The sequence below is a fragment of the Bacillus pumilus genome (genome assembly GCF_038738535.1).
In the GTDB taxonomy this organism is placed as follows: Bacteria; Bacillota; Bacilli; order Bacillales; family Bacillaceae; genus Bacillus.
The window spans coordinates 245,395-268,808 of sequence record NZ_CP046128.1; the positions used below are offsets into that span (position 1 = coordinate 245,395).

23 protein-coding genes are annotated in these 23,414 nt (G+C 43.3%); 14 read left to right on the top strand and 9 right to left on the bottom strand.

Features of this window, described 5'->3' with window-relative positions; translation table 11 throughout:
* Positions 1–29 precede the first annotated feature (29 nt).
* Together GKC25_RS01360 and GKC25_RS01365 are read right to left on the bottom strand one after the other, a co-directional pair.
* A complete protein-coding gene (locus GKC25_RS01360) occupies positions 30–365 on the bottom strand; it encodes a PTS fructose transporter subunit IIB (protein ID WP_187704306.1) in 336 nt (111 codons plus the stop codon).
* Positions 362–820, bottom strand: a complete 459-nt coding sequence (locus tag GKC25_RS01365; protein WP_060595447.1) for a PTS sugar transporter subunit IIA — start codon at positions 818–820, stop codon at positions 362–364. Before GKC25_RS01365 ends, GKC25_RS01360 begins: the two co-directional genes overlap by 4 nt.
* A 242-nt stretch (positions 821–1,062) precedes the next feature.
* Here GKC25_RS01365 and GKC25_RS01370 point away from each other — a divergent pair, with 242 nt between their 5' ends.
* Both GKC25_RS01370 and GKC25_RS01375 read left to right on the top strand, forming a co-directional pair.
* Complete coding sequence (locus GKC25_RS01370) at positions 1,063–3,732, top strand: S8 family peptidase (RefSeq protein ID WP_187704307.1); 2,670 nt, start codon at positions 1,063–1,065, stop codon at positions 3,730–3,732.
* A 311-nt stretch (positions 3,733–4,043) separates the two neighbouring features.
* Positions 4,044–4,526: an Ig-like domain-containing protein gene (locus GKC25_RS01375; protein ID WP_187704308.1), complete on the top strand. Its 483-nt coding sequence runs from the start codon at positions 4,044–4,046 to the stop codon at positions 4,524–4,526.
* A 342-nt stretch (positions 4,527–4,868) separates the two neighbouring features.
* Here GKC25_RS01375 and GKC25_RS01380 read toward each other — a convergent pair whose 3' ends face one another.
* The 3 genes from GKC25_RS01380 to mmuM form a co-directional block, all read right to left on the bottom strand.
* Positions 4,869–5,489 carry a hypothetical protein gene (locus GKC25_RS01380; RefSeq protein ID WP_106031961.1) on the bottom strand — a complete coding sequence of 207 codons (621 nt, stop codon included), beginning with the start codon at positions 5,487–5,489 and terminating at the stop codon, positions 4,869–4,871.
* Positions 5,490–5,612: 123 nt separating this feature from the next.
* Positions 5,613–7,016, bottom strand: a complete 1,404-nt coding sequence (gene mmuP, locus GKC25_RS01385; protein ID WP_342689885.1) for an S-methylmethionine permease — start codon at positions 7,014–7,016, stop codon at positions 5,613–5,615.
* 46 nt (positions 7,017–7,062) lie between these two features.
* Complete coding sequence (mmuM, locus tag GKC25_RS01390; protein ID WP_034664310.1) at positions 7,063–8,001, bottom strand: homocysteine S-methyltransferase; 939 nt, start codon at positions 7,999–8,001, stop codon at positions 7,063–7,065.
* A gap of 335 nt (positions 8,002–8,336) precedes the next feature.
* On the opposite strand from mmuM, the gene GKC25_RS01395 reads away from it, so the two are divergent.
* The 4 genes from GKC25_RS01395 (at position 8,337) to GKC25_RS01410 (ending at position 10,320) form a co-directional block, all read left to right on the top strand.
* Positions 8,337–9,167 (top strand): YitT family protein, encoded by an 831-nt coding sequence (locus GKC25_RS01395; RefSeq protein WP_034664484.1) that lies wholly within the window; start codon positions 8,337–8,339, stop codon positions 9,165–9,167.
* 97 nt (positions 9,168–9,264) lie between these two features.
* Positions 9,265–9,582, top strand: coding sequence for a PadR family transcriptional regulator (locus tag GKC25_RS01400; protein WP_034664309.1), 318 nt, complete (start codon positions 9,265–9,267; stop codon positions 9,580–9,582).
* A complete protein-coding gene (locus GKC25_RS01405; RefSeq protein WP_034664308.1) occupies positions 9,575–10,162 on the top strand; it encodes a DUF1700 domain-containing protein in 588 nt (195 codons plus the stop codon). The genes GKC25_RS01400 and GKC25_RS01405 overlap by 8 nt, the downstream gene beginning before the upstream one ends.
* Positions 10,159–10,320, top strand: coding sequence for a hypothetical protein (locus GKC25_RS01410; protein WP_164847186.1), 162 nt, complete (start codon positions 10,159–10,161; stop codon positions 10,318–10,320). Before GKC25_RS01405 ends, GKC25_RS01410 begins: the two co-directional genes overlap by 4 nt.
* A gap of 31 nt (positions 10,321–10,351) precedes the next feature.
* Here the strand turns inward: GKC25_RS01410 and GKC25_RS01415 are convergent, their stop codons facing one another.
* Positions 10,352–11,569, bottom strand: coding sequence for a multidrug effflux MFS transporter (locus tag GKC25_RS01415; protein WP_034664307.1), 1,218 nt, complete (start codon positions 11,567–11,569; stop codon positions 10,352–10,354).
* A gap of 213 nt (positions 11,570–11,782) precedes the next feature.
* Between GKC25_RS01415 and GKC25_RS01420 the strand changes: the two genes are divergently transcribed.
* Positions 11,783–12,331 (top strand): GNAT family N-acetyltransferase, encoded by a 549-nt coding sequence (locus tag GKC25_RS01420; RefSeq protein ID WP_034664306.1) that lies wholly within the window; start codon positions 11,783–11,785, stop codon positions 12,329–12,331.
* On the opposite strand, the gene GKC25_RS01425 is transcribed toward GKC25_RS01420, so the two are convergent.
* Positions 12,288–12,584, bottom strand: a complete 297-nt coding sequence (locus tag GKC25_RS01425; protein WP_342689886.1) for a hypothetical protein — start codon at positions 12,582–12,584, stop codon at positions 12,288–12,290. The genes GKC25_RS01420 and GKC25_RS01425 overlap by 44 nt on opposite strands.
* A gap of 113 nt (positions 12,585–12,697) precedes the next feature.
* Between GKC25_RS01425 and GKC25_RS01430 the strand changes: the two genes are divergently transcribed.
* Positions 12,698–13,237, top strand: a complete 540-nt coding sequence (locus tag GKC25_RS01430) for a DUF402 domain-containing protein (RefSeq protein ID WP_080869579.1) — start codon at positions 12,698–12,700, stop codon at positions 13,235–13,237.
* 40 nt (positions 13,238–13,277) lie between these two features.
* On the opposite strand, the gene GKC25_RS01435 is transcribed toward GKC25_RS01430, so the two are convergent.
* Positions 13,278–14,909 carry a S8 family peptidase gene (locus GKC25_RS01435; RefSeq protein ID WP_034664303.1) on the bottom strand — a complete coding sequence of 544 codons (1,632 nt, stop codon included), beginning with the start codon at positions 14,907–14,909 and terminating at the stop codon, positions 13,278–13,280.
* A 168-nt stretch (positions 14,910–15,077) separates the two neighbouring features.
* On the opposite strand from GKC25_RS01435, the gene GKC25_RS01440 reads away from it, so the two are divergent.
* The 4 genes from GKC25_RS01440 (at position 15,078) to GKC25_RS01455 (ending at position 19,559) form a co-directional block, all read left to right on the top strand.
* Positions 15,078–16,559, top strand: a complete 1,482-nt coding sequence (locus tag GKC25_RS01440; protein ID WP_034664479.1) for an amidase — start codon at positions 15,078–15,080, stop codon at positions 16,557–16,559.
* A 37-nt stretch (positions 16,560–16,596) separates the two neighbouring features.
* Positions 16,597–17,160, top strand: a complete 564-nt coding sequence (locus GKC25_RS01445) for a TetR/AcrR family transcriptional regulator (RefSeq protein WP_034664477.1) — start codon at positions 16,597–16,599, stop codon at positions 17,158–17,160.
* 80 nt (positions 17,161–17,240) lie between these two features.
* A complete protein-coding gene (locus GKC25_RS01450) occupies positions 17,241–18,263 on the top strand; it encodes a quercetin 2,3-dioxygenase (RefSeq protein ID WP_034664300.1) in 1,023 nt (340 codons plus the stop codon).
* Positions 18,264–18,425: 162 nt separating this feature from the next.
* Complete coding sequence (locus GKC25_RS01455; RefSeq protein ID WP_034664297.1) at positions 18,426–19,559, top strand: zinc-dependent alcohol dehydrogenase; 1,134 nt, start codon at positions 18,426–18,428, stop codon at positions 19,557–19,559.
* Positions 19,560–19,735: 176 nt separating this feature from the next.
* Here the strand turns inward: GKC25_RS01455 and GKC25_RS01460 are convergent, their stop codons facing one another.
* Complete coding sequence (locus GKC25_RS01460; RefSeq protein ID WP_342689887.1) at positions 19,736–20,173, bottom strand: MarR family transcriptional regulator; 438 nt, start codon at positions 20,171–20,173, stop codon at positions 19,736–19,738.
* Between the two features lie 262 nt (positions 20,174–20,435).
* Here GKC25_RS01460 and GKC25_RS01465 point away from each other — a divergent pair, with 262 nt between their 5' ends.
* Positions 20,436–21,944: a class I adenylate-forming enzyme family protein gene (locus tag GKC25_RS01465; RefSeq protein ID WP_342689888.1), complete on the top strand. Its 1,509-nt coding sequence runs from the start codon at positions 20,436–20,438 to the stop codon at positions 21,942–21,944.
* A gap of 66 nt (positions 21,945–22,010) precedes the next feature.
* Positions 22,011–23,393, top strand: coding sequence for an amino acid permease (locus GKC25_RS01470; protein ID WP_034664289.1), 1,383 nt, complete (start codon positions 22,011–22,013; stop codon positions 23,391–23,393).
* Positions 23,394–23,414 lie beyond the last annotated feature (21 nt).

The following is a 23,414-nucleotide window of genomic DNA, read 5'->3' on the forward strand; positions in this document are numbered from 1 at the left end:
TTGCTTTGCTCCTTTCTATATGGCATTGCTCACGTTTTTTGAGATTCAGATTTTTTCTTTTCAACAAGTGCTACGGCTTTTGTGATGATTTGCTCGGCATTTTTTAAGGCGCGTCCAATCTCGACACGTACTGTGGGAATGCCTGAGAAACGTTCCGCATCGTTGATATGCTGATTTGAGGCAATGATACAAAGGTCTGCCTGCTTTGCTTCCTCTGTTGTAATGCCATTTACCTGTCCCATAATCCCTTGCTGCTCGATTTTGATCTCGTGACCGAGCTGTTTACCCGCATTCTCTAATGCCTTTGCTGCCATTGGTGTATGAGCTAACCCTGCTGGACATGAAGTGACACCGACAATTTTCATTGTGTAATCCCCTCTTTCAATTGTTGTTCAATGACTTCGTAATAATAGTCAGCGGTTTGACCTGGTTGTATCTTTTCGATGAAAGCCGGTTCCATGAGGCTTGTCGCAATCCCTGACAGTAATTTCAAGTGTGTGACATTTGCTTCTTCTAATGGAACGAGCAGTGTAAATAAATAGCTTGTGGGCAAATCGTCGAAGCTTCCCCATTCAATAGGTTGTTCTAACTCTAAAAATAGAAGTGAAGCCGTTTGTACAGCGGAGCTTTTTGTATGAGGAATGGCGAAGCCTTGCTGAAGTCCTGTTGAGACTTCGTCTTCGCGTGTCAACAAATCGGATAATAACCCCGCCTGATCGTTTGTAATCTGAAGGTCTTCAGCTTTCTCGGCAATGTATTGTAAAATCTCATTCTTTGATCGTCCGTTTACTTGTGTGAAAACATGATCTTTTTGGAACAAGCTGATCCCTTCTCTCTTGTTTGTTAAGCGCTTACAAGTTGATTGTAATGTACTTTTCGGCATGGTTAAATAGCATCATTTTCCGTTTGAAATGGCAAAAAGTTTATGAAGCTATTCGTTTTGCTGTCTGTATATCTCAAATCCTAGCTTAAAACGAGTTTAATTATGTAAAAAACAGATTCTACTAAATGCATTTCTGTGATATTCTTCCAAGGTATTACAAAAGATAAGGGGGTCTTTTCATGTTCAAAAAGCAGGTCAAATCCTGTGTGGTCGTACTCATGGCCATCATTCTCTGTATGGCGGCATTACCTGGATACGAGGCAGCAGCTGCCAGTAAAGGAACAACTGTCAATGAAGCCATTGGGTTAAAAAATGGTGAAGTGATTTCAGGTACATTACAGAATGAAAAAGAAGAGTCATGGTACCAAATCACGCCATCTGCACAAGAGGTGGCAAAACATACGCATATGAAAATTTCTGTAAAAAGTAAACAGGTGTTGTCCGTATCGGTCTATCCAAGCAAGGACAGAGCGATGAAGGATGACACTTATTCCAGATATCGTGTGGACACTGCAAGTGGAGAGACAGAGATCGACTTCCCGCATGCATGGTCAGGTCCTTATTTTGTCAAAGTGCTCTATTTAGGGTCGGAGGAAGACAGCCGTGATGAGGAAGAGGATGCGGCCTATACAATTGGGTATAAAGGAGCTAACCTTCCGCCTTCCGAACCCGTTTTCCCTGAAGACGATGAGCCTGACATCATTATTATTGAGAAAAAGTACGGGCGCGAAATTCTCCAATCGATGCGTACAATTGAAGATAAACGTTTTAATGAAACACCAAATGGTCAGAAGCTGAGTCGCCTGCTCCAAAAGACAAAGCCATTTCTCAAATCGAAGCTCATCAAACAAAAAAATGAGCAGCAAAAGGTATACAATCATCTGCTTACATTAAAGACACTGCTAAATGACGTAGAGAAAAATGGTGCATTTAGCGGTCATATCGTGACAGAGAAAGAACAACAGGCGATCCGTTCTCTTTTTGATATGCTCAAAGGAGCAAGTCCTGCCTATTTAAAGAAGGAATTAGAAGCAGTGAGTCAAAATATTGGAATCGATCAGCTTGAAGGAAAATCGATCGGTTATGTATTAGAGAAGCAAAAGCTTGTAAAAGAAGAGAAAGTGAAGACGAATAAGATCATTTTTAAACTAAAGGATGGCCAAACGCTTCAATCTGCGAAAAAGAAGATGAAAAGCTATGGAATCCAAGAAAACCGCGTGACATCGCAGTCAGTAAGTCCTTTGTTTAAAGGAATGTATGTCTATGATGTACCAGCAGGGCAAGAATCAGCTGGGAAGACACTAAAAGCAGGCAAAGCTGTGATCAAAAGCACTGCAAGAAAGCTGTCCAGTATGCCGAATGTTGAATTTGCGGAGCCTGTTCAAACTTATCGTGCACTTAGCAATGACGTGCAGTATGGTTACCAGTGGCCGCTGAAAAACAGTGCGCAAAACAGCGGGAAAAAAGGCGCTGATGTGAAGTTTGAACAAATGAATACACTGATTGGCACAAGCAAAATGAAGCAAACATTAATTGCTGTTGTGGATACAGGTGTAGACAGTCGTTTGACTGATTTAAGCGGGACTGTTCGTACGGACTTAGGTGCGAATCTCATTGGACGAAACAAAGATGCGATTGATGACAATGGACATGGTACGCATGTTGCCGGCATCATTGCCGCAAAAGCCGATAATCATTACTCCATGGCAGGCCTCAATCAACATACGGGCATCATTCCAGTGAAGGTGCTGGATGCCTATGGCTTTGGAGATACAGAGCATATTGCACTTGGAATCAAGCATGCAGTAGATAAAGGCGCAAAGGTCATCAACATGAGCCTTGGCGGCTACTACAGCCGGGTGATTGAATATGCAATGAACTACGCGGCTCAAAGAAATGTACTAGTGGTCGTCGCGAGTGGAAATGATGGCATTCCAGAAATGGGCTATCCTGCGACATCAAAGTACGCAATGGCCATTGGTGCAAGCAACCGTATGGATATTGCCGCTGAATTCTCAAGCTATGGTAAAGGACTGAGCATGTCTGCACCAGGATCTGATATTCCAAGCTTAATGCCAGATGGGAATGTCTCATATCTGAGCGGGACATCAATGGCGACACCATATGTGGCAGCAGCAGCAGGATTACTGCTTTCTAAAAATCCATCCTTGAAGCCAAATCAAGTAAGGAATATCTTGCAAAGCACAGCAGATAAGATCTTCTTTACATCTGTTGATGGAAAAGATGACGTTTTCTATGATGAAAACGATGAGCCAATTGTCGATCCGAAAATTCCAGGTATTGATTGGATGGCAGGACATGGCAGACTGAATGCATTTGCTGCTTTAAGTGCTGTCGAACTGAATGCATCTGTGAGCAAAGTGGAGGATCAGCATCAAAAGGTGACAGGTAAAGCAAAGGCAGGCGCTGCTATTTCTGTGTATAGAGGCAAAACCCTGCTTGGAAAAGGCACAGCAGGCAAAAATGGAACTTTTAGTGTGAAGATCAAGCATCAGAACAAAAACAAAGTCCTTCACATTAAGATTTCAAAAGGAAAGGCCGCTACAACGCTCAAAACAGTCGTCAAAAAAGGCAAAGCACCAGCTAAGCCGAAAGTGGGCAAAGTAACGGTCAAAAGTAAAACGGTCAAAGGTACTGCGGGTGCAGGATTGACCATTAAAGTGAAAAACAAATCAAAGAAAATCATCAAAACGGTGAAAACGAATAACAAGGGCGCATTTACTGCCCAAATAAAACCGCAAAAAGCCAAAACAGTCTTGTATGTGACCGCTTCTGATGTGAGAAAAAGAGAAAGCAAAGCGGTGAAGGTTGTTGTTGTGAAAAAGTAAGAGAAGAACTTCCCTTTCTAAAAAAAGGGAAGTTTCAACGTGTAGACAAACCCTCGCATTCGCCCGCAGGGCTGTGCTCCGGTGCTCACGAATGTCAAATTCGCTCCGCTCCGGTGCTCGCCCTTCCTAGACTGCAAAGGTTTTCTATCACGCTGAAAAGAAGACAAAGGGCTAAAATAAAGATCATTTTAGCCCTTTGTCAACAATCTGGAACTTCCCTTTCTAAAAAGGGGAAGTTCTTTTGTTTGTTACTGGAAAAATACCAATTAATGTCGAAAGTAATATAGTAGGAAAAAAAGGAGGATTTATCGATGAAAAAAATGATGTTTGCTTTCTTTCTATCATTGCTTCTCGTATTCCCAACCTTTGCACATGCAGAGGAAACAGGAGCAGTACCAGCATCTGTACAAGTAACTAGTGTCACAGCAGCAGATAGTGGAATGGTGAATTACGGCTCTGGCAGTAAATATCGAGTGGGCTCTTATTATCCAGCTACGTTTAAAGGAACATTAAAGGATGCGAGCGGAAATCTGATGGCTAATCAGCCAATCCAGCTTTATTTTGAAGCAGCGATCAAATCATTGGCTCAAACAGCGACAGGCACAACAGACGAGAATGGACAATTTTCACTAACGATTCAAGTTCCTTCAGGTGCAGGCTACCGTACATACAATAATGCAGGCTGGTCGACACATTACTACGATATTGTTCCGGCGACGTTCACTTCAAACGACATCAAGCTATCTTCAAATGTCACAAGTGTGTACCATTTGGCATATACATTACGTAACTAATTTGCTGAGGGAGACGACTTGGCTGGAGCTTGTCGTTTTTTTCATAGAAAAAAGGATGTCTCATTTGACATCCTTTTCTTTTTGTTAGCAAACCTGCTGGGCGGCAACCGAAAGAGTCGATAAACAAACACTCATCAGCCGTTACTCCCAGATTCGATCGAGCGTTTAACTTTTAATCCTGAGCTTTGATGGATAAGAACTTTCACACTTGAACGTTGATCCTTGAACATTCAGCTTTGAGCTTTTATCAAGGATCATCCAAAGATGATCAGATGAGGAGGGAATGACCTTTCCCTCGGAGGTGTTTAGTTCTATCGATTTTCGGCTCACTAACAAAATCAATTAATCGATCTGTATTTTCGTCAGTGTATTGCTTTCAGACAAGGAAAAATCAACTTCCATTTGAAAATCCTCAATTTCGTTCGAAAGCTTTTCAATCTTCACTCGAAGACGAAGCGGGTCGATGATCGTTGCCTCATTTTCAGCGAGGAACGACTTGACGATCTCTTGGTTGGCAGCCGCTTGTGTTTTTCCGTCTTTCCCAAACAAGGTTTCTAAATGCTGGTCGAGCCTCTTTTTCACATCTTCATTGGTTTGTTCTGCTTTGTCTACTAGTTCTGTGTACACCTTTTTCAATTTCCGTAAATAACGAATATCGTATTCGATCGACGTCTTCCGTTCAATCGCTTCTGCCACCGTCATGCTGACACCCGCTACATCAATTGTTGTGGTCGCATTCGACACAACAATGGCTGATTTGATGGCATTCCGGCGTTTGATTAATGCTTGAATCGATTGGTCATCAGCCTTCGCCTTTTTTTCGATTTCTTCTTGATCTTGAAACCCGTGCTGTATATGTTTCCCGATCATCAATCCACCAAGTACGGCTTCATCAACGGTTCGGTTGATTCTCTTATCTAACATTTTCAGTTCACTTAATGCTCTTGTAATGGTCATTTCCATATTAGTGACAACTCCCTTGGTTCATCCTGAAAATCATAGATTTCTATCATATACCAATGTGTGTTTCTTTTGCTAGCGATATCCTTTTTTGTCAAGTTGTTTATACTTTTAAAAAACCTGGTGCTATACACCAGGTTCTTCTCGTTTTTTCTGAATCCAAGCTGTCACATAATAGGCAGCATAGCAGAGCGCGATGAAAGGAATGCCGCAGATGAGGGCAATCCGCTGATTTGGATCAAAGGCAATACCGATGACAGATGCAAAACACAGGAGGAAAGCAGCAATTGGAACCACTGGATAGAGCGGGGTTCGAAAGGAAAGATCATGGAGCTGTCCGCCCTCCTGTAAAAAACTTTTCCGAAACATAAACTGTGAGGCAGCAATCCCCATCCACACGATTACAACGGCCAGTCCAGAGATCGAAACAAGGACAAGGTATACCGTTTCGGGTGCGATGACACTTGATAACAAAGAAAGAATACCGCCGATCATACTTAAAACCAGTGCATTCAAAGGAATTCCTTTTGATGTCAGCTTCGCTAGTTTCTTAGGCAGTGTCCGTTCCTCAGAAAGAGACCAGAGCATACGGGATGACGCGTATAGTCCTGAGTTTGCGGCAGATAAGATCGCCGTCAAAATGACAAAATTCATGAAATCTGCGGCATACGGAATCCCGATTCGATCAAACACCACAACAAATGGACTTTTGATCACCCCGGCTTCTTCCACTGGGATCAAGCCGGCTAAGACCACGATCGTTCCAACGAAAAACAGGACAAGACGCAGTACGGTTGTGCGAATCGCTCTTGGAATGGTCTCGTCAGGATTGACGCTTTCACCCGCAGCAATCCCAATTAACTCCGTACCTGAAAAAGCGAAATTGACAGCTAGCATCGTCATTAAAATTGGTAAAAAGCCGTTTGGGAAAAGTCCGCCTTCTCCAGTGAAGTTAGAAAAGAACGGAGCAGATTCACCGCCCTTTAATGGAATCAAGCCAAACATCGCAGCTCCGCCAAGGATAATAAAGAGAATAATAGCCATTACTTTAATGCTGGAAAACCAAAATTCCGATTCTGCAAAGAACTTAACTGTAAAAGCATTGAGTAAAAAGATGAGAAGAGCAAAAACGCCACTCCACATCCAAACCGATGTGTCTGGGAACCAGCGCTGCATTAAAAGGCCTGCCGCTGTAAATTCCGAACCGAGTGCCACTGTCCATGTCAGCCAGTAGAGCCAAGCGACTGTATAGCCTGTGCCGGGTCCAATGTATTTTGTTGCATACGTATGAAAGGCCCCTGTAACCGGCATTGCGACAGACAGCTCGCCTAAACAGAGCATCACGAGGTACACAATTAATGCCCCGACAAGATAGGCAAGAATCGTTCCTGCGGGTCCTGCCTGATTGATGGTATACCCAGAGCTTAAAAAGAGCCCTGTTCCAATAACGCCGCCTAGAGAAAGCATGAACAGGTGGCGGCTCGTCATTTTTCGTTGATATTGTTGTGACTGATCTTTTGCTTGTTCCATGTCTTCCCGCCCTTTTGCTTAGAAGTATGTGTGATGATTCGTGGTGCTATGATGTGGTTTGTTTTAAGATGTCCGTGATATCTTCTGGGGTCGTCCGGCAGCAGCCGCCGATGATATGCGCGCCGTCTTTGTACCATTGATGCGCACATTCACCAAATGTATGCTGAGATGTATCCCCGCTCCATACCTTTTCTTCAGGATCATATAATTCTCCTGAGTTTGGATACACGACAATCGGCTTGCTCGTCCCCTTTTTCATCTCTTGAATGAGAGAAGAGATAAATTGCGGCGGCGTACAGTTTACACCAACAGCAGCGATCTGTTCATAAGGTTCCAATGCTTGTACACATTCTCTGAGCAAATCACCTTCACTAATGTGAAGATCGTCCTTTGCGCTGAATGTGATCCAAGCAGATACACCCCTGAATTCATTTTGCAGCAGCTTTGCGATAGCCGTTGCTTCAATCAGACAAGGGATCGTTTCACATGCAAGAATGTCTGCACCAGCTTCTACTAATGCCTGAATTCTTGGTCTGTGAAAATCAATGAGTGCCTGCTCCGTGAGTCCGTAATTTCCCTTATATTCTGAACCATCAGACAAATAAGCACCGAATGGCCCCACAGATCCTGCGACAAATGGTTTTGTCCGCCCTTTACGATGCGCTTCATCCTGCCAAAAAAGATCGCGTGCCTCTTTTGCTAAAGTGACAGATCGTTTCATTAGTTCAATGGCTTCTTCTTTTGTATAGCCTTTTTCAGCGAAGCCATCAATCGTTGTTTGGTAGCTCGCTGTTGTGGCACAGTCAGCTCCGGCTTGGAAGTAATCCAAGTGTACTTGCTGAATCAATTCTGGCTGTTCAATGAGTATTTTGGCTGACCATAAACGATCGTTTAAATCGCATCCCTTTCGTTCAAGCTCCGTTGCAAGTGCACCGTCTAAAACCAAAGGTGCGTGAGGCTGTAAACGGCTTTGAATAGGATTCATCGGAATCGAACACCCTCCTTTTTAGTTGGAAATGATGGATATGATATGAGGCAGTAGTTTAAATGACTAAAGTGTTTTTGTCAAGGAGAGGAAAAAGCATGATATCGCGGAAAAACCTTGAAAACATGCGGGTTTCGGTGCATAAAGATGCAGTCAAAATAATAGAAAACCAAGTCATTGACAGCCTCTAAAAAGAGATATATATTATGGAAAGGCTCATTTCAGAAAGCTTCATCAAAAGGCGCTGTCTTTTGATTTTTATTTTGTCCAACGACTGTCTTCTTTCGTGCAGAAAGAGGGTTTTTTATATGCTTAGAAAAGGAGGAAAGAAGAAATTGAAAAAATGTGTAAAAGATTTGGCTATGATTCTGATTGGTTCTTTTTTATTTGCTGCAGCAGTGAACATGTTTGTCATTCCACTTGAATTTGGTGAAGGCGGTGTAACGGGGCTGTCCATCATTTTCTATTATTTGTTTGAAATTGCACCATGGCTGACGAACCTGGTGTTTAATGCCATCCTGCTGCTTGTGGGGTATAAATATTTGGACAAGAAGACGACGATTTATACTGTGGTTGCCGTCGCAAGTAACTCCCTATTTTTACACCTGACCACAACATGGGTCGTGAATGTACATGAATTGATCATTGGAGCGATTTTCGCAGGAATTATCATCGGTATTGGAATTGGTCTTGTGCTAAGAGCAGGCGGTACAACGGCGGGTTCTGCCATACTCGGAAGAATTGCCAACAAGTATTTAGACTGGAACGTGAGCTATGCCATCTTGTTCTTTGATCTGATCGTCGTATTTGCTTCCTACTTTATTATTGGTGCGGAAAAATTAATGTTCACCATTGTGATGCTGTACGTGGCAACAAAGGTGATGGACTTCGTGATAGAAGGGCTTAACACGAAAAAGGCAGTAACGATTATTTCTTCATGCAAAGATGATATTGCTGAAGAAATCAATCACACTTTGGATCGAGGCGTGACGATTTTAAACGGACGCGGTCATTATTCAAAGGAATCGAAGGAGATTCTCTACGCAGTTATTCAAAAGCAAGAGCTCATGCGCCTAAAGAAAATCATCAAGAAAATTGATCGAGACGCATTCGTTGTTGTCCATGACGTGCGTGATGTGTTCGGAGAAGGATTTGTGAATATATAAACCTGAAAAGACCTTAACCGGGTCTTTTTTTATGCTCTATACCTCTTGTCACATTATACTATGTATTGTATAGTATAAATGGTTAGGAGTTGTAATTATGAATGCACAATTAAAAAAAGGTTTGCTGGAATTCTGTGTACTGGCGGTATTAAAGAAAGGCGATTCCTATGGTTATCAAATTATTAAAGATATGTCCCATTGTATTGAGATTTCAGAATCGACATTATATCCGATATTAAAGCGGTTAGAGCAAAACAACTATGTGGAGACCTATTCCCAGGAACATAACAGTCGATTAAGAAAGTACTACCGAATGACAAATAGCGGCCGTGAGCATATGGCGCAGTTTTTAGCGGAATGGGATCAAGTGATGGCGATTTACGACTTTATTTCTGGAGGACAGGGCAATGAATAAAAAAGAATTTTTAGCCAGCTTAGAGAAGCACCTGCATCGTCTAGGCGAAAAAGAAAGTGATCGGTTCATCGAATATTACGATGAAATGATCGAGGATTATCAGGAAGATGGCTATAGCGAACAGGAAGCTGTTCATCAAGTGGGTCAGCCTTCAATCATCGCTGAGGGGATTATGAAGGAACAAGGAATCAAAACTGCTCAGGTGCCGACGTTCGGAGAAAAAGCTACAAGGCTTTCCATTCTCATTTTGGGCTTTCCGTTATGGGGAAGTATTTTAGCAACGGTCATTCTGCTGATTCTTTCTGTCTATATGGTGGTTTGGTGCGTTCCGCTCGTCACAGGTGCATTGACGCTCACTGGTCTGCTCGGAGGTTTTTGGAGCATCATTGGTTCTCCATTTATTTTTCAGGACGGTTTGCATGTGGTGGTGACGCAGGTTGGAGTGGGTATTCTTCTATTAGGTGTCGGATTATTATGCGGAATTGCCACGGTGTATTTGACAAAGTTATTTGTGCAAATGACTGTTCAAACCACTAAGGCATTCATGGGAATGTTTAGAAAGAAGGTCGTGAGAATATGAACGTGAATGAATTCAAAAAGCAATGCTTTAAATGGGGCATGATCTTCACAGTTGTAGGAGGCATTGTAACGGCGATTGGGTTTGGGCTATCAGGTTTTGATCCAGACGCATATCACACAAAAAAAGAGAACAACGTGTTCCGCACCATCAATTGGTAGCAACGCGCTATAATGAACTAAAAAAACCCGCTTATGCGGGTCTTTTTGTTGCTCGGGCCACAAAGAAGAAATAACAGCAAAGTGCACCTAGGTCACAAAGCATAATGATCAGGCCCATTGGAAAGGCTGTTTGGCTTCCCGCTAGTCCGACAAGAGGTGTCATGCATGCGCCTAGCAGCATTTGTGCCACCCCGATGAGGGCAGCTGCACTTCCTGCATGCGCTCCGTGATGCTGCATCGCAAGAGACGGCGCGGACGTACCGACAATTCCGACGCTTGAGACAACAAAAAACAATGGAATGAGAATGCCATACAACCCTGCATCAATGGAGATCATCAAAAATAAGGAGACGCCGCCTAAGGCAGCTGTCAGCAATCCAATGCGAAGAACTTTCTCTTCGCCGATTTTTACAGCGACACGGGCAAATACTTGTCCAGCCGTGATGATGCCAAGACTATTCACCGCAAAGGCAGCACTAAATCCTTGTGGAGAAAGGTGGAAAAGATCCTGGAGCACAAACGGTGAGCCAGAAATATAGGCAAACATCGCTGCGAATACAAGACCCTGCGAGAGGGCATACCCAACAAAGAGACGATCACTCGCTAAAATTTTCATGGCACCAACAATCTGTTGAAAGCCCCCAGTCTGTCTGCGCTCCACAGGTAAACTTTCTTGTAGTGAAAAAATGGATCTCAGCAGCATCAAGGCCCCGAGAATTCCTAGTAGAACAAATACACCCTGCCATGTTGTAAAGCGTAAAATCTGTCCGCCCACAATAGGTGCCGCTGCCGGAGCAACTCCGTTGACCAACATCAGCAGTGCAAAGAATTTCGTCATTTCTGATCCTTCATAATGATCTCGCACAATGGCTCGTGCAATGACAATGCCAGCTGAACCAGCGAGCCCTTGAATCAATCTTAAGAGGATGAACATCCAAATCGATGTGACCACCGTACATAAAAGTGATGAGGCTATAAAAATGATTAAGCCGATCATCAGCGGTTTTCTTCTGCCGATCGTATCACTAATAGGACCTGCAATCAGCTGTCCAAGCGCCAGTCCAATAAGACAAGCCATAAGACTTAATTGGGACAAAGCCGTGCTTGCTTCAAAATCACGCGCAATATTAGGCAAAGCAGGTAAATACATATCCATTGCAAGCGGTGCAAGGGCTGTTAAAGACCCAAGCAATGCAGCAAGGAGAAATCGATTTTTTTTCGATTCTTGGGGATAAGATAAAGAACTCATATGATCACTACACTCCTCGTATACTTCCTCAAAACAGCATAATGAATCAAGCGTTCCTTTTCAATGGAAATTTTCAAAGATGATTCCGTGCAAAATGATTGATCTTTCGAATGAGACTCTTTACATTGAATGAGTAGAGAAAAGAACAAGGTCATCGACATGCAGTATTTGCATGATACGTATATCTAGCAATAAACAACAGGAGGTGCTGACATGAAGCAGCAAGAGCTGATCATTCGTCAAGCAGTCAAAGAAGATCATGAAGCGGTCAGGCATGTACTAATCAAATCCTATTCACAGTATGAGCCTCAATTTACAGAGGAAGGCTGGCAAAATTATTCTGCTGCGCTTGCAGCAGCTGTAGATAATCCGAACATGGAGCTGATGCTTGTGGCGGAGCTTGAAGGCAAGGTCGTGGGGACGCTTCAAATGTTCCGGTCATCAGAGCAAGCGTATGACAAACCCGAAATGGGCATTACATCAGCCATCGTCCGGTTTTTAGGAGTAGATCCCGATGTTAGGGGAAAAGGAATTGCAGAGTCATTATTACGTAAAAGTATTGAACTTACGCAATCATGGGGCGAAAATGTCCTGTATCTTCATACATCTGATAAAATGCAGGCTGCCATTCGTCTATATGAAAGAATGGGCTTTGAGCGTGCACTAGATAAAGAATTTGTGAATCAAAATGGGACGCATGTCAAGAGCTATCAATATGTTATCCAAAAAGAACAGCCGGCTGGTTCATCACTTCACTCGTAATAAAAGGAAGAGCAAGTCCTTCAGGGACAGCTCTTCCTTTTTTCAATTTACGCCCACAGTACAAGCGCCCAATATGATACCCCCCCCACGAAATTAAACCGAACATGACAAAGAATTTTAACACGCGTTCGTAAAGGGACAGCTTTCGTTCTCTCTTCGTTTTCACCAGCCGCCAATAAAAGGCATAGTTCCATAAAAAGAGGATGATTTGTCCAAGCTCTGTAAGGTTTTCAAGAATCGTGATTCCGTTCATTTATTTCATCTCATCATAGGTCTTCCATAAGTAAATGCAGCAACCCTTTATTTCTTCAAAAAAAATCGGTGTATACTGGAAAGAGAGAAACTAGATGCAGAGGGAGTTGTGACATGTTGTTTTCGCTACATGCGGATCGTTGGGATGAAGTAATCGAGAGAAAAATCAAATACGATCAGAAGGTCGTGGAATATACTTGTCAGCTGTTAGACGCACAGGAGCAGCAGGCTGTGCTATTTCACAAGATCGAAGACACGTTTACGATGAGGGCAGGTGATGGTGCTCTGACCATTCCAAAAGGGAGCTATACGACCGCCTATTATTGGAAGGATCGACCTTACAATATTTACTTCTGGAGGGATGATCAAGGGAAGGAACTTGGGTCTTATTTTAATATTGTGGGGAATACATGGTTCAACGGCCAGCTGGTCATATTTGAAGACCTCATTATTGATCTTCTCGTTCTGCCGAATGGTCATTTCTTTGTGTTGGATGAAGATGAATTGCCGGAGAGTTTAGCGGCTTTTGAACAAGGTTCAGTGCGCCGGGCATTAGAGGGTGTGATGGCTTCGTTAGAAAGCATACTCGATCAAGTGAGGGCAGATGCCGAAGGAAAATATCATCACAGCTTGTTTGAGCCGATGTTGAAATAGAAAAAACGATTCCTTTCAGGCGAGGAATCGTTTTTTTCTGTCAAACCTTGATACGGTTTAATCGTTTCTGTAAGTTGGTTTTCGTTTTGGAAGCTTTTAGCTGTTTGACAGCGGTTTGAGCCGCTGCTTTTGTTTTCTTTGTCCGTTTGGCTTCCGCTTTTTTCACCTTTTGTTTGGCGTCTGTCACTTTCTTTTGATAGGCGACCTGTTTTTTGACTTTGTCGAGCCGGTTTTGCAGGCTTGTTTTTTCTTTGCCTTTGTTTAGCTTTTTGATAGCCGTTTGGGCGCTTTTAATGGCGCCTTGTGTTTTGTTTTTTTCGGCTGTTTGAACCTTTGAACGTGCGGAACGGATATCAATGGTTCCTTGTACCTTTTTCACCCGTTCGGTGAGTGCTGTTTTTTGTTTACTTGCAGTGAGTCGGCCAATTCTCGTTTTGGCTTGATTGACATCTGCCTGCTTTTTAGATGTTTCGGCTTTTTTGACAGCGCTGGTCGCAGCCTTTAAAAAGGTGGATTGCGGTACATATTGCACGCGGCCATAGCCGAATTGTGGATCCTTTCCTTTTGCGCCAAGATCCACTGTATAGCTGCGCAATAAGGTGCGAAGCTGTGCATTTGTTTTCTTCGGATGAAGCTGCTTCAACAGCGCCAGCATCCCTGTGACATGCGGTGCAGCTTGTGATGTACCCGTTGCATACCAATATTCATTTTTTAAATAAGTGCTGATGACGTTCTCGCCAGGGGCAGAAAATTCGATGCCTTTCCCTGTATTTGAGATAGACGCGAGTTTGTCTTTGTCAGTGGTTGCGGAAACAGCAATGACGCTATTGTAAGCGGCAGGGTAGCTGATATGATTCTTCTTCCCATCATTTCCGCTTGCAGCGACCACAAGCAGTCCTTTTTTGTATGCTTCATCCACTGCTGAACGCAAGATGGGGATATTGTCTTCAAAACCTAGACTTAAATTCATAATATCCATCTTATTGCTAATGGCCCAATCGATGCCTCGAAGCAGACTGTACAGGTCGCCTTCTCCCTTTTTATCTAACACTTTCACAGCATACAGCTTCGCGCCAGAAGCGACGCCGACTGTGCCGTAATCGTTATTGATCGCACCAATCGTGCCCGCGACATGTGTGCCGTGTCCTTCATCATCTTTATAGGAAGATGTGTAGTTCACAAATGATTTACCGCCCGATACCTTTAAATCCTCATGTGGAAAAATACCAGTATCTAAAACGGCTACTTTCACATTTTTACCTGTGACGCCTTCTTTGATCGCTTTCTTTACATTCAGCTTTTGCAGGTTGTAAGATTTTTGAACCAATGCATCCTGATTCGTAGCGGCAGCAGTTTTTTTCATGGTAGAAGAAGCGAGTTTGACCTTTACGTTTTTTGACACATATGCAATGTTTGGGTCTTTTTTGAGTGAAGTGACGGCTTGTTCATCTGCTGTCACAGCGACAGCGGGAAGATGTATGTACTGTGCGTTCACTTTTTCACTTTCTTCAATAGCCGTTTGCTTTCCTTTTTGGTTTTTATAGACGATAATGACATCTGTTTCTTTTGGCGGTGCAGCTGCCTGCGAATGGTAAGGCAAGGCAGTTGTCAACGCAAGAAGAAACGCGATGACTACGACGATTTTCTTTTTCAAGGCGATAGCCCCTTGCATACGATGACCTCCGTCTTTTTTTCTCTATTATATCGGAGAAATGAGAAGGATGGTTAGAAGAATCATATTGTTTGTCAGAAAGTTTTTTTACAAGTAACCTGAAATTGAAATTCATACAAATCTAGTAGACAATAGAGAGATCATAATAAGAGAAAGTAGGACATGCTGATGAACGTAAAAGAGTATATGACGTATGATGCGACTGGCTTGGCAGCACTTGTACGGAATAAGCAGGTAACGCCAGACGAGCTTGTACAGGCTGCATTTGCTAGATTGAATGAGGTCAATCCTGAACTAAATGCGGTGATTCAGACAAGACAAGATCAAGTATTAAAAGAAATCAAGACATTACATACGAATCAGCCGTTTGCGGGCGTTCCATTTGTACTGAAAAATATATCGCAAGGGATGGAGAATGAACCGCTGACAGCAGGTGCTGCATTGTTAAAGGATGTAAAGGCAAAAACGGACTCCCACTTTGTCCATCGATTGAAGCAGGCTGGATTTCTCATGATGGGGCATACAAACACACCAGAATTCGGTTTAAGGAATGTAACAGAACCTTCTTTACATGGTCCAACGAGGAACCCTTGGCATCCTGACTATTCCCCTGGCGGTTCAAGCGGCGGGACGGCAGCAGCTGTTGCAAGCGGCATCGTACCGGCTGGTGGAGCAAGTGATGGCGGTGGGTCCATTCGGATTCCAGCATCCTTTACAGGTTTGTTCGGTCTCAAGCCAACGAGAGGAAGAACGCCAGTAGGACCAGGCGCAGGAAGGCAGTGGCAAGGGGCTTCCATTGATTTTACACTCACAAAAACAGTGCGGGACAGTGCAGCCCTTCTTGATCTGCTTCAAGTCATTCAGCCTGAAGCGGCTTTCCAAACGCCGTTATACGACGGCAGCTATCAAGAAGATCTAGTGAAACGTACATCTTCTATGCGAATTGCTTACAGTATAGAATCTCCAGTAGGTACGAAGGTTAGTGAGGAAGCGAAGCAGGCGGTTCAGCAAACAGTGAAATGGCTGAGTGACCAAGGGCACCAAGTAGAAGAAGCGAAGCCGGCAATTGACGGGATCCATCTGATGCAGCAATACTACGTCATGAACAGCGGAGAAATGTCTGCATTATTCACGTCCTTGGCTCGTTCATTAGGACGTCCAGTCAATCCGGAGGAAACGGACATCGTCGCATGGGTGCTGGCGGAGGCTGGCAAGAATGTGACCGCTGCTGCTTATACAGAAAGTCTTGATGCGTGGGATATGGCGGCTGCACAAATGGCATCATTTCATCAAACGTACGATCTTTTTGTGACACCAGCTACTGCCTATTCAGCTCCAAGAATTGGTGAGCTGATGCATTCGAAAGAGGAAATCACTGAACTTTTACGTGTGTCATCCCTCTCAATGCAAGCGCAGCAGGATCTCATTTATGACATGTTCTTAAAGAGTCTGACCTACACACCATTTACACAGCTTGCCAACTTAACGGGTCAGCCTTCTATGAGTGTTCCTGTTCATCTCACTGAAGCGGGCATGCCTTTAGGGGTACAGGTGACAGCACCAAAGGGAAAAGAGGACTGGCTGCTTCGGCTTGCAGCAGAAATGGAGACATCCTCGATTTGGAAAGGAACAAATCAAATCATACGTTGAAACGACATTTGTCTATGGAGGGAAAGGAGTGTCACACGTGAGTACGAAGGACAGAATCATTCAAACGGCTGCACTTCTTTTACGAAAACAGGGGTATCATGCGACAGGATTGAATCAAATCATTAGAGAGAGCGGCACGCCTAAAGGATCTCTTTATTATTACTTTCCAAACGGAAAAGAAGAGCTAGCCATAGCAGCCGTTGAATATATTAGTCAAAAGGTCATCGATCGAATTGAAGAAAGTTTTGCCTATTCGGATGACCCTTATATCGCCATCGACCGTTTTATGACAAACATCATTCGGGGATTTATGGAGCAAGAAAGTGAAAGAGGGATTCCGATTGTCTTGCTGGCGGCAGAATCCAAGCCAGAACATACGCAGCTTCATGCTGCATGCAAACAAGAAATGATCCGCTGGCAAGAGCTTGTGAAAGAAAAGCTAATGAACAGCGGATATGAAGAAAACAAAGCGGATGAGCTGGCTTCTCTCCTTCATTCAATGGTGATTGGGGGTCTATCGATGACCACAGCACTCAAACAAACGACCCCGTTAGAACACGTAAAGTGTTACCTTAGACACTTATTTATGCGAGAAGAGTAAAATCTCTCGCATATTGTCTATCTATTATATCAATTGGTCTATATAATAAAGATAGTCAATTAGTCATGAGGAGTGATGGGATGTCGGAGCAACCGCAATCAATCAAGCAATCCGAAGATACCTATTTTTATACCGTGTCTGGTTCAGGGAAGCTGTATGGGCTTGAAAATCAGCTTGTTCATGTGCTGGCAGAAGCAAATCAAACGAATCAGCTGTTTGAGCTTGTCTTAATCACAGGTGGGAAAGGGGCTTATTTTCCACTTCATTGTCATGAGCACTTATTTGAAACCATTTTCGTGCTGGAAGGAAAGCTTGAAGTGATACTGGACGGTAAAAAATATATGGTCACAGCCTTCGATTATATTCATATCCCGCCTAAAACGATTCATGGCTACAGAATGCATAGTCACAAAACAAGGTTTATTTCATATACGTTGGGCGGACAAATGACAGATGTCTATCAGCAAATTGGGAAGAGGCTTCAGCAGAACGAATGGCTGATGACTGATCATGCTTTCGATGCAGCCAGCTTTGAACAAGCTGAAAAAGAAAGCGATCTCATATTGATGCATGGTATCCGGCAGCTATCAAATACAACCAAGCCCTCCGTTTTATTTCATAGTCAGCTCCCTCAGGCGGTGCAGCCCTATGTATTAGAGGCTGGTGAAGGGAAGCAATATATCGTGGATGGTCAGCTTCATGAGCTGATCGCAACAACAGAAACAACTGGAGGCGGGTTCAGCCATTTTGTGATTGAAGGCGCGAAGGGAAAGTATTTTCCTCCACATTATCATCAAGTACATACAGAAGCACTCTATTGCGTTGAAGGAAAAATGAACCTTCAATTGAACGGAGAGGATATTTGCCTGATGCCGGGTGATTTTGCCTATATACCGCCGGATACGATTCATTCTTATGAATTCGTTTCCCATTCTAATAAATTTTTGCTTTTACTGCTCCCTGGAAAGATTGAGCAGTTGTATGAGCAGTTTGAAGAATCACAAAGCCCGAGTATATGTCCTTATTTTATTCAAGAAGGGAACTTGATGATCGATCGAGAGACTTCATCTCAATATGATTTGGTTTTTGTCGAAAAAGGATAAATATGTAACGCGTTACACATGATTGAATAAGCGCCTGTCGAACCTATCGACGGGCCTTTCTTATTTTTTGGCTCCTCCTTATAAATCTCTCATTTGATGAATGAACCATTCATTCAAGGTGAAGCTATGTACAGATGATTTTCGCTAAAGGAGGAAATGCATGTGAGAGCTGTTACTTACCAAGGGAAAAATAGCATTGCAGTGAAGAAAGTAGATGCGCCATCTATTCAAGATCGGGAAGATGTGATCATACGAATTACATCAACAGCAATTTGTGGATCTGATTTACATTTGTATCAGGGGAACTTCCCGCTTCCAATCGGCTATGTGATTGGGCATGAGCCAATGGGGATTGTGGAGGAAGTTGGACCGGATGTCACGGTAGTAAAAAAGGGAGATCGTGTCGTTATTCCATTTACCGTTGCATGTGGTCAATGCCAATATTGTCATCATCACTTAGAAAGCCAATGCGACAACTCAAACCCGCACTACGATTCGGGTGGGCTTTTTGGATATAGTGAGAAATATGGGAATTATCCTGGAGGACAGGCAGAGTATTTACGCGTGCCTTTTGGAAATTACACCCCGTTTAAGATCCCAGATGATTGTGAGCTGGAGGATGAACAATTACTGTTCTTATCGGATGTTCTTCCAACTGCCTATTGGAGCGTGGAGCACGCAGGTGTGAAAAAAGGTGATACGGTCATTGTGTTAGGCTGTGGACCTGTTGGGTTAATGGCGCAGCAATTTGCATGGCAAAAAGGGGCAGAACGTGTGATTGCGGTCGATTACATTGATTACCGTCTGCGACATGCAAAACGGATGAGCGGCGTAGAAGTATTTGATTTTACAGAAGATCCCGACATGGGAGAAACGTTAAAGGAGCTCACCAAGGGTGGAGCCGATGTTGTGATCGATTGTGTGGGAATGGACGGGAAGAAGTCACCGCTTGAAAAAATTGAGCAGAAACTCAAGCTGCAAGGTGGAACGATCGGACCGATTCAAATTGCTACAAAAGCCGTCCGTAAATGTGGAACGGTGCAGATGACGGGTGTGTACGGCGGACTATACAATATGTTCCCATTAGGTGCCTTTTTCGCAAGAAACGTCACACTGAAAATGGGACAGGCTCCGGCGAGAGGCTACATGTCAAAACTCTATCAAAAAGTGACAGCCGGTGAAATTGATCCTAGAGCGATCATCACACACCAATTGCCGTTAGATGATGCCGCTCATGCGTATCACATATTTAATGAAAAGAAGGATGATTGTATAAAGGTCATCTTAAAGCCATAAAAAGAAGGCTTAGGAATATTCCTAAGTCTCAGCAAGTAGACAAACCCTCGCATTCGGTGTCAGGTCTGCATTCCGGTGCTCACGAATGTAAATTCGCTCCGCTCCGGTACTCGTCCTTCCTAGACTGCAAAGGTTTTCTATCACGCTGAAAAGAAGACAAAGGCTTAGGAGGTTTCCTAAGCCTTTAATGTGTGCTCGTCCATCATTTTTTCGATTAATTCAAAAAATGTTTTTTTATCTTCTTCTGAAAGATGGTTGAACAGCTGATTGACAAGCAGCTGGCGGTTGTCGATCATTTGTTTTGCGATTTGTTCACCTGATTCAGAGAGTGTAATCCATACAGTACGGCGGTCATTATTATTTCGAGAGCGGATAATCAGCCCTTCATCTTCTAAGTGATTGAGAGCGGTTGTTGTTGCAGAGGGAGATAATGAAACTTCCTGCAGAATATTTTTCACAGTACATGTTTGATGGCGATAAATGATGCGTAAAATAAACCCTTTCACATACGTGACGTTTTTCGGGATGTTCTCTTCATCTATTTGCTTCGTCGCCTTTAAATACTTTGTCAGCGCATGGTCTAATAAACTTGCCTCTAGCTCGAAATGTTGCATTCTCCATACCTCTTTTCCTATTGCGTTCGCATTTTCCGATCAATTACTAGGTCTATCTTATCATAATAGTTATCATCATTTAAACCAAAATGGAAGACGGCTATAAAATTACCTATATTATCAATTAATATAAAGAACAATTCCAAAATGAAATGATTTTACTTTCAGCTGGTTTTATTTTAGAATGTGAATGAGATAAAATCTGCCAACCCCATTCACTGGAAATTGGCTATTGTAAATCAAACGTTTGGAGATGAAGATATTGAATACTTTACAGGCATTACTTAACGACAGAATGGAACGCTCTTCACAAATTGAAGCGGTAACTGGCGGGGGTGTGTCTTATACATTTGAAGAATATGCAAAACGCATTGACAAGCTCGCTCATTACTTATATCAAAAGGGGATTCGAAAAGGAGACCGCGTTTGCTTTATTTGTCAAAACCATCATCACTTTTCAACGATTATGCTGGCAGCTATCAAAGCAGGTGCAGTCGCAGTTCCGCTTAGCTGGCAGCTTACTTCTTTTGAGCTGGAAGGTATTTTGAAAAAAGCAGAGCCAAAGGCTTTATTTTTTGACCGTGAATTCCGTGACATCATTGCGGCAGTGAATGTGTCTTTAGAAGATTGTCTGATGGTGGAATCCGGTGCCAATGCGAAAACAACCCAGCTGTTTGAAGACATTTTGGCTTCAAATGATGGAAGTCATCTTGCTGATGAGGTATCAGAAGAGGATTTAGCGATGATTTTATTCACTTCTGGAACAACGGGCAATCCAAAGGGCTGTATGGTCGGGCATGGACGAATTTATCAATTTTTAACAAGACATGGGAATCGAGGATTTGATCTGAAAGGAAAACGGTACTTGGCGAGTCATCCGCTGTATCATATGAGTTCAATTAATCATCTGATCGCAGCTGCGATTGAAGGGTATACGCTTGTCTTCTTACATGATGCAACACCGAAACGCATTTTAGAAACGATTGAGAAAGAAAGAATTACGTTCATGATGGCTTTCCCATCAGCTTACACGTACATGCTAGAAGAAATGAAACGCGGTTCGTACGATCTCTCATCTTTTGAAATTGCGATTTCTGGCGGTACGAAGGTGCCGGTACGCTTAATTAAAGATTACAAAGAAGCAGGCATTCAGATGATGCATGGCTATGGAAGTACGGAAGCATGGGTTGTCAGTGCGTGGCATCCAGCGATGGGTGAGGATAAAATGGGCTCTGCCGGTAAAGTGGATGCGGATGTAGATGTGAAAATCGTGCATCCTGAGACAGAGGAGACATTGCCAGCAGGAGAAATTGGCGAAGTCGTCATGAGAAGTCCATTTTATTTCCTAGGCTACTATCATCAGCCTGACGCTACTGAGAAGGTGCTGAAAAATGGCTGGTTCCATATGGGGGATGCAGGCTATCTAGATGAAGACGGTTTTCTTTTCATTACTGGCAGATACAAAGATGTGATTCTGTACGGCGGGGATAATATCTATCCTGACCAAGTAGAAGAGGTCATTGATCAAATTCCAGGTGTGATTGAATCAGCTGTCATCGGGGTACCAGACGAATTATATGGTGAAGTGCCAAGTGCGTATATCGTAAAAGACGATTCCGTCGATTTTTGCGAAGAAGATGTGGTGAACTATTGCCAGGAACGTTTGGCAGATTACAAAGTGCCCTCCATTCATTTCACACAGGAGCTGCCAAAAAACAAGCTTGGTAAAATCATGAAGAAAGATTTACGTGAATTGGTTGTGAATGCGTAGTACCTATTCTGCTATAATGAAATTTGAGTGATTTTTTGTTTTTCTAACGTTTTGGAGGGAAAGGGTTTGCGACATATTCTTCGTAAGAAACACATTCACGATTTGTTAGAACAGAGCAGGCAGCAAAAGGTAAAGAGAACGCTGGGCGGGCTCGATCTCACGCTCCTTGGTATAGGGGCAGTGATCGGCACGGGGGTCATGGTGTTAACCGGAATTACAGCGGCTAAGGATGCAGGACCGGCTGTCATTTTCTCCTTTGCCATTGCAGCGATTGTGTGCAGTTTGGCAGCACTTTGCTATGCAGAAATGGCTTCAGCGCTGCCTGTATTCGGCAGTGCGTACATTTATTCATATACAACGATGGGTGAGCTTGTCGGGCATCTGATGGGATGGACTTTATTGTCCGTTTATATGCTGACTGCTTCAGCTGTCGCCAGTGGCTGGTCGAGTTATTTCAACAGCTTGCTTGAGGGGTTTGGCATTTCGATTCCCCATCAATTTTTAGCGGGGCCAGAACAAGGCGGATACATGAATCTGCCAGCCATTATCATTGCCTTACTGATTGCGTGGATCTTATCTAGAGGAACGAAGGAAAGTAAAAAATTCAATAATATCATGGTGTTTGTGAAACTCGGTATTATTGTTCTTTTCATTGTAGTAGGCGGTTTTTATGTACAGCCAGCCAATTGGCAGCCGTTCATGCCGTTTGGTGCAGAAGGCGTCATTGCCGGTGCTGCTGCTGTGTTTTTTGCCTTTTTAGGATTTGATGCGATTTCTGCTTCTGCGGAAGAGGTAAAAAATCCGCAGCGGAATCTGCCGATTGGTATTATCGGCTCATTACTCATTTGCACGATCATTTACATTGTCGTTTGTTTGATCATGACAGGCATGGTGCACTATACAAAACTGAATGTCACAGAGGCTATGTCCTATGTGCTGCAAAGTGTACATCAAAATAGCGTAGCCGGTATTATTTCTGTCGGTGCGGTTATTGGATTGATGGCTGTGATTTTCGCCAATAATTATGCAGCAACTCGAATTGCTTATGCGATGGGACGAGATGGACTTTTGCCTAAAGTGTTTTCGAAAACAAACAAAAGCGATACGCCTGTTGCAAGCATATGGATGATTGGCGGCATGACAGCTGTTATTTCAGGGTTTATTGATTTAAAGGACTTGTCCAATTTAGCGAATATCGGTGCTTTATTGACGTTTGCGATGGTGAGTTTATCTGTGCTCATTTTGAGAAAGACACATCAGCAGCTTGAGAGGGGATTCCGGGTTCCATTTGTGCCGGTCTTGCCGATTATCTCAATGGGCTGCTGCTTGTTCCTTATGCTCAACTTACCAGGCCGGACGTGGCTTTACTTTGGTGTTTGGCTGTTAATCGGTGTCGTCATGTACGCAGCGTATTCAAACAAACATAGTGAATTAGCGAAAGCTTCATGAGAAAAAGGTGCAAATCCGTTG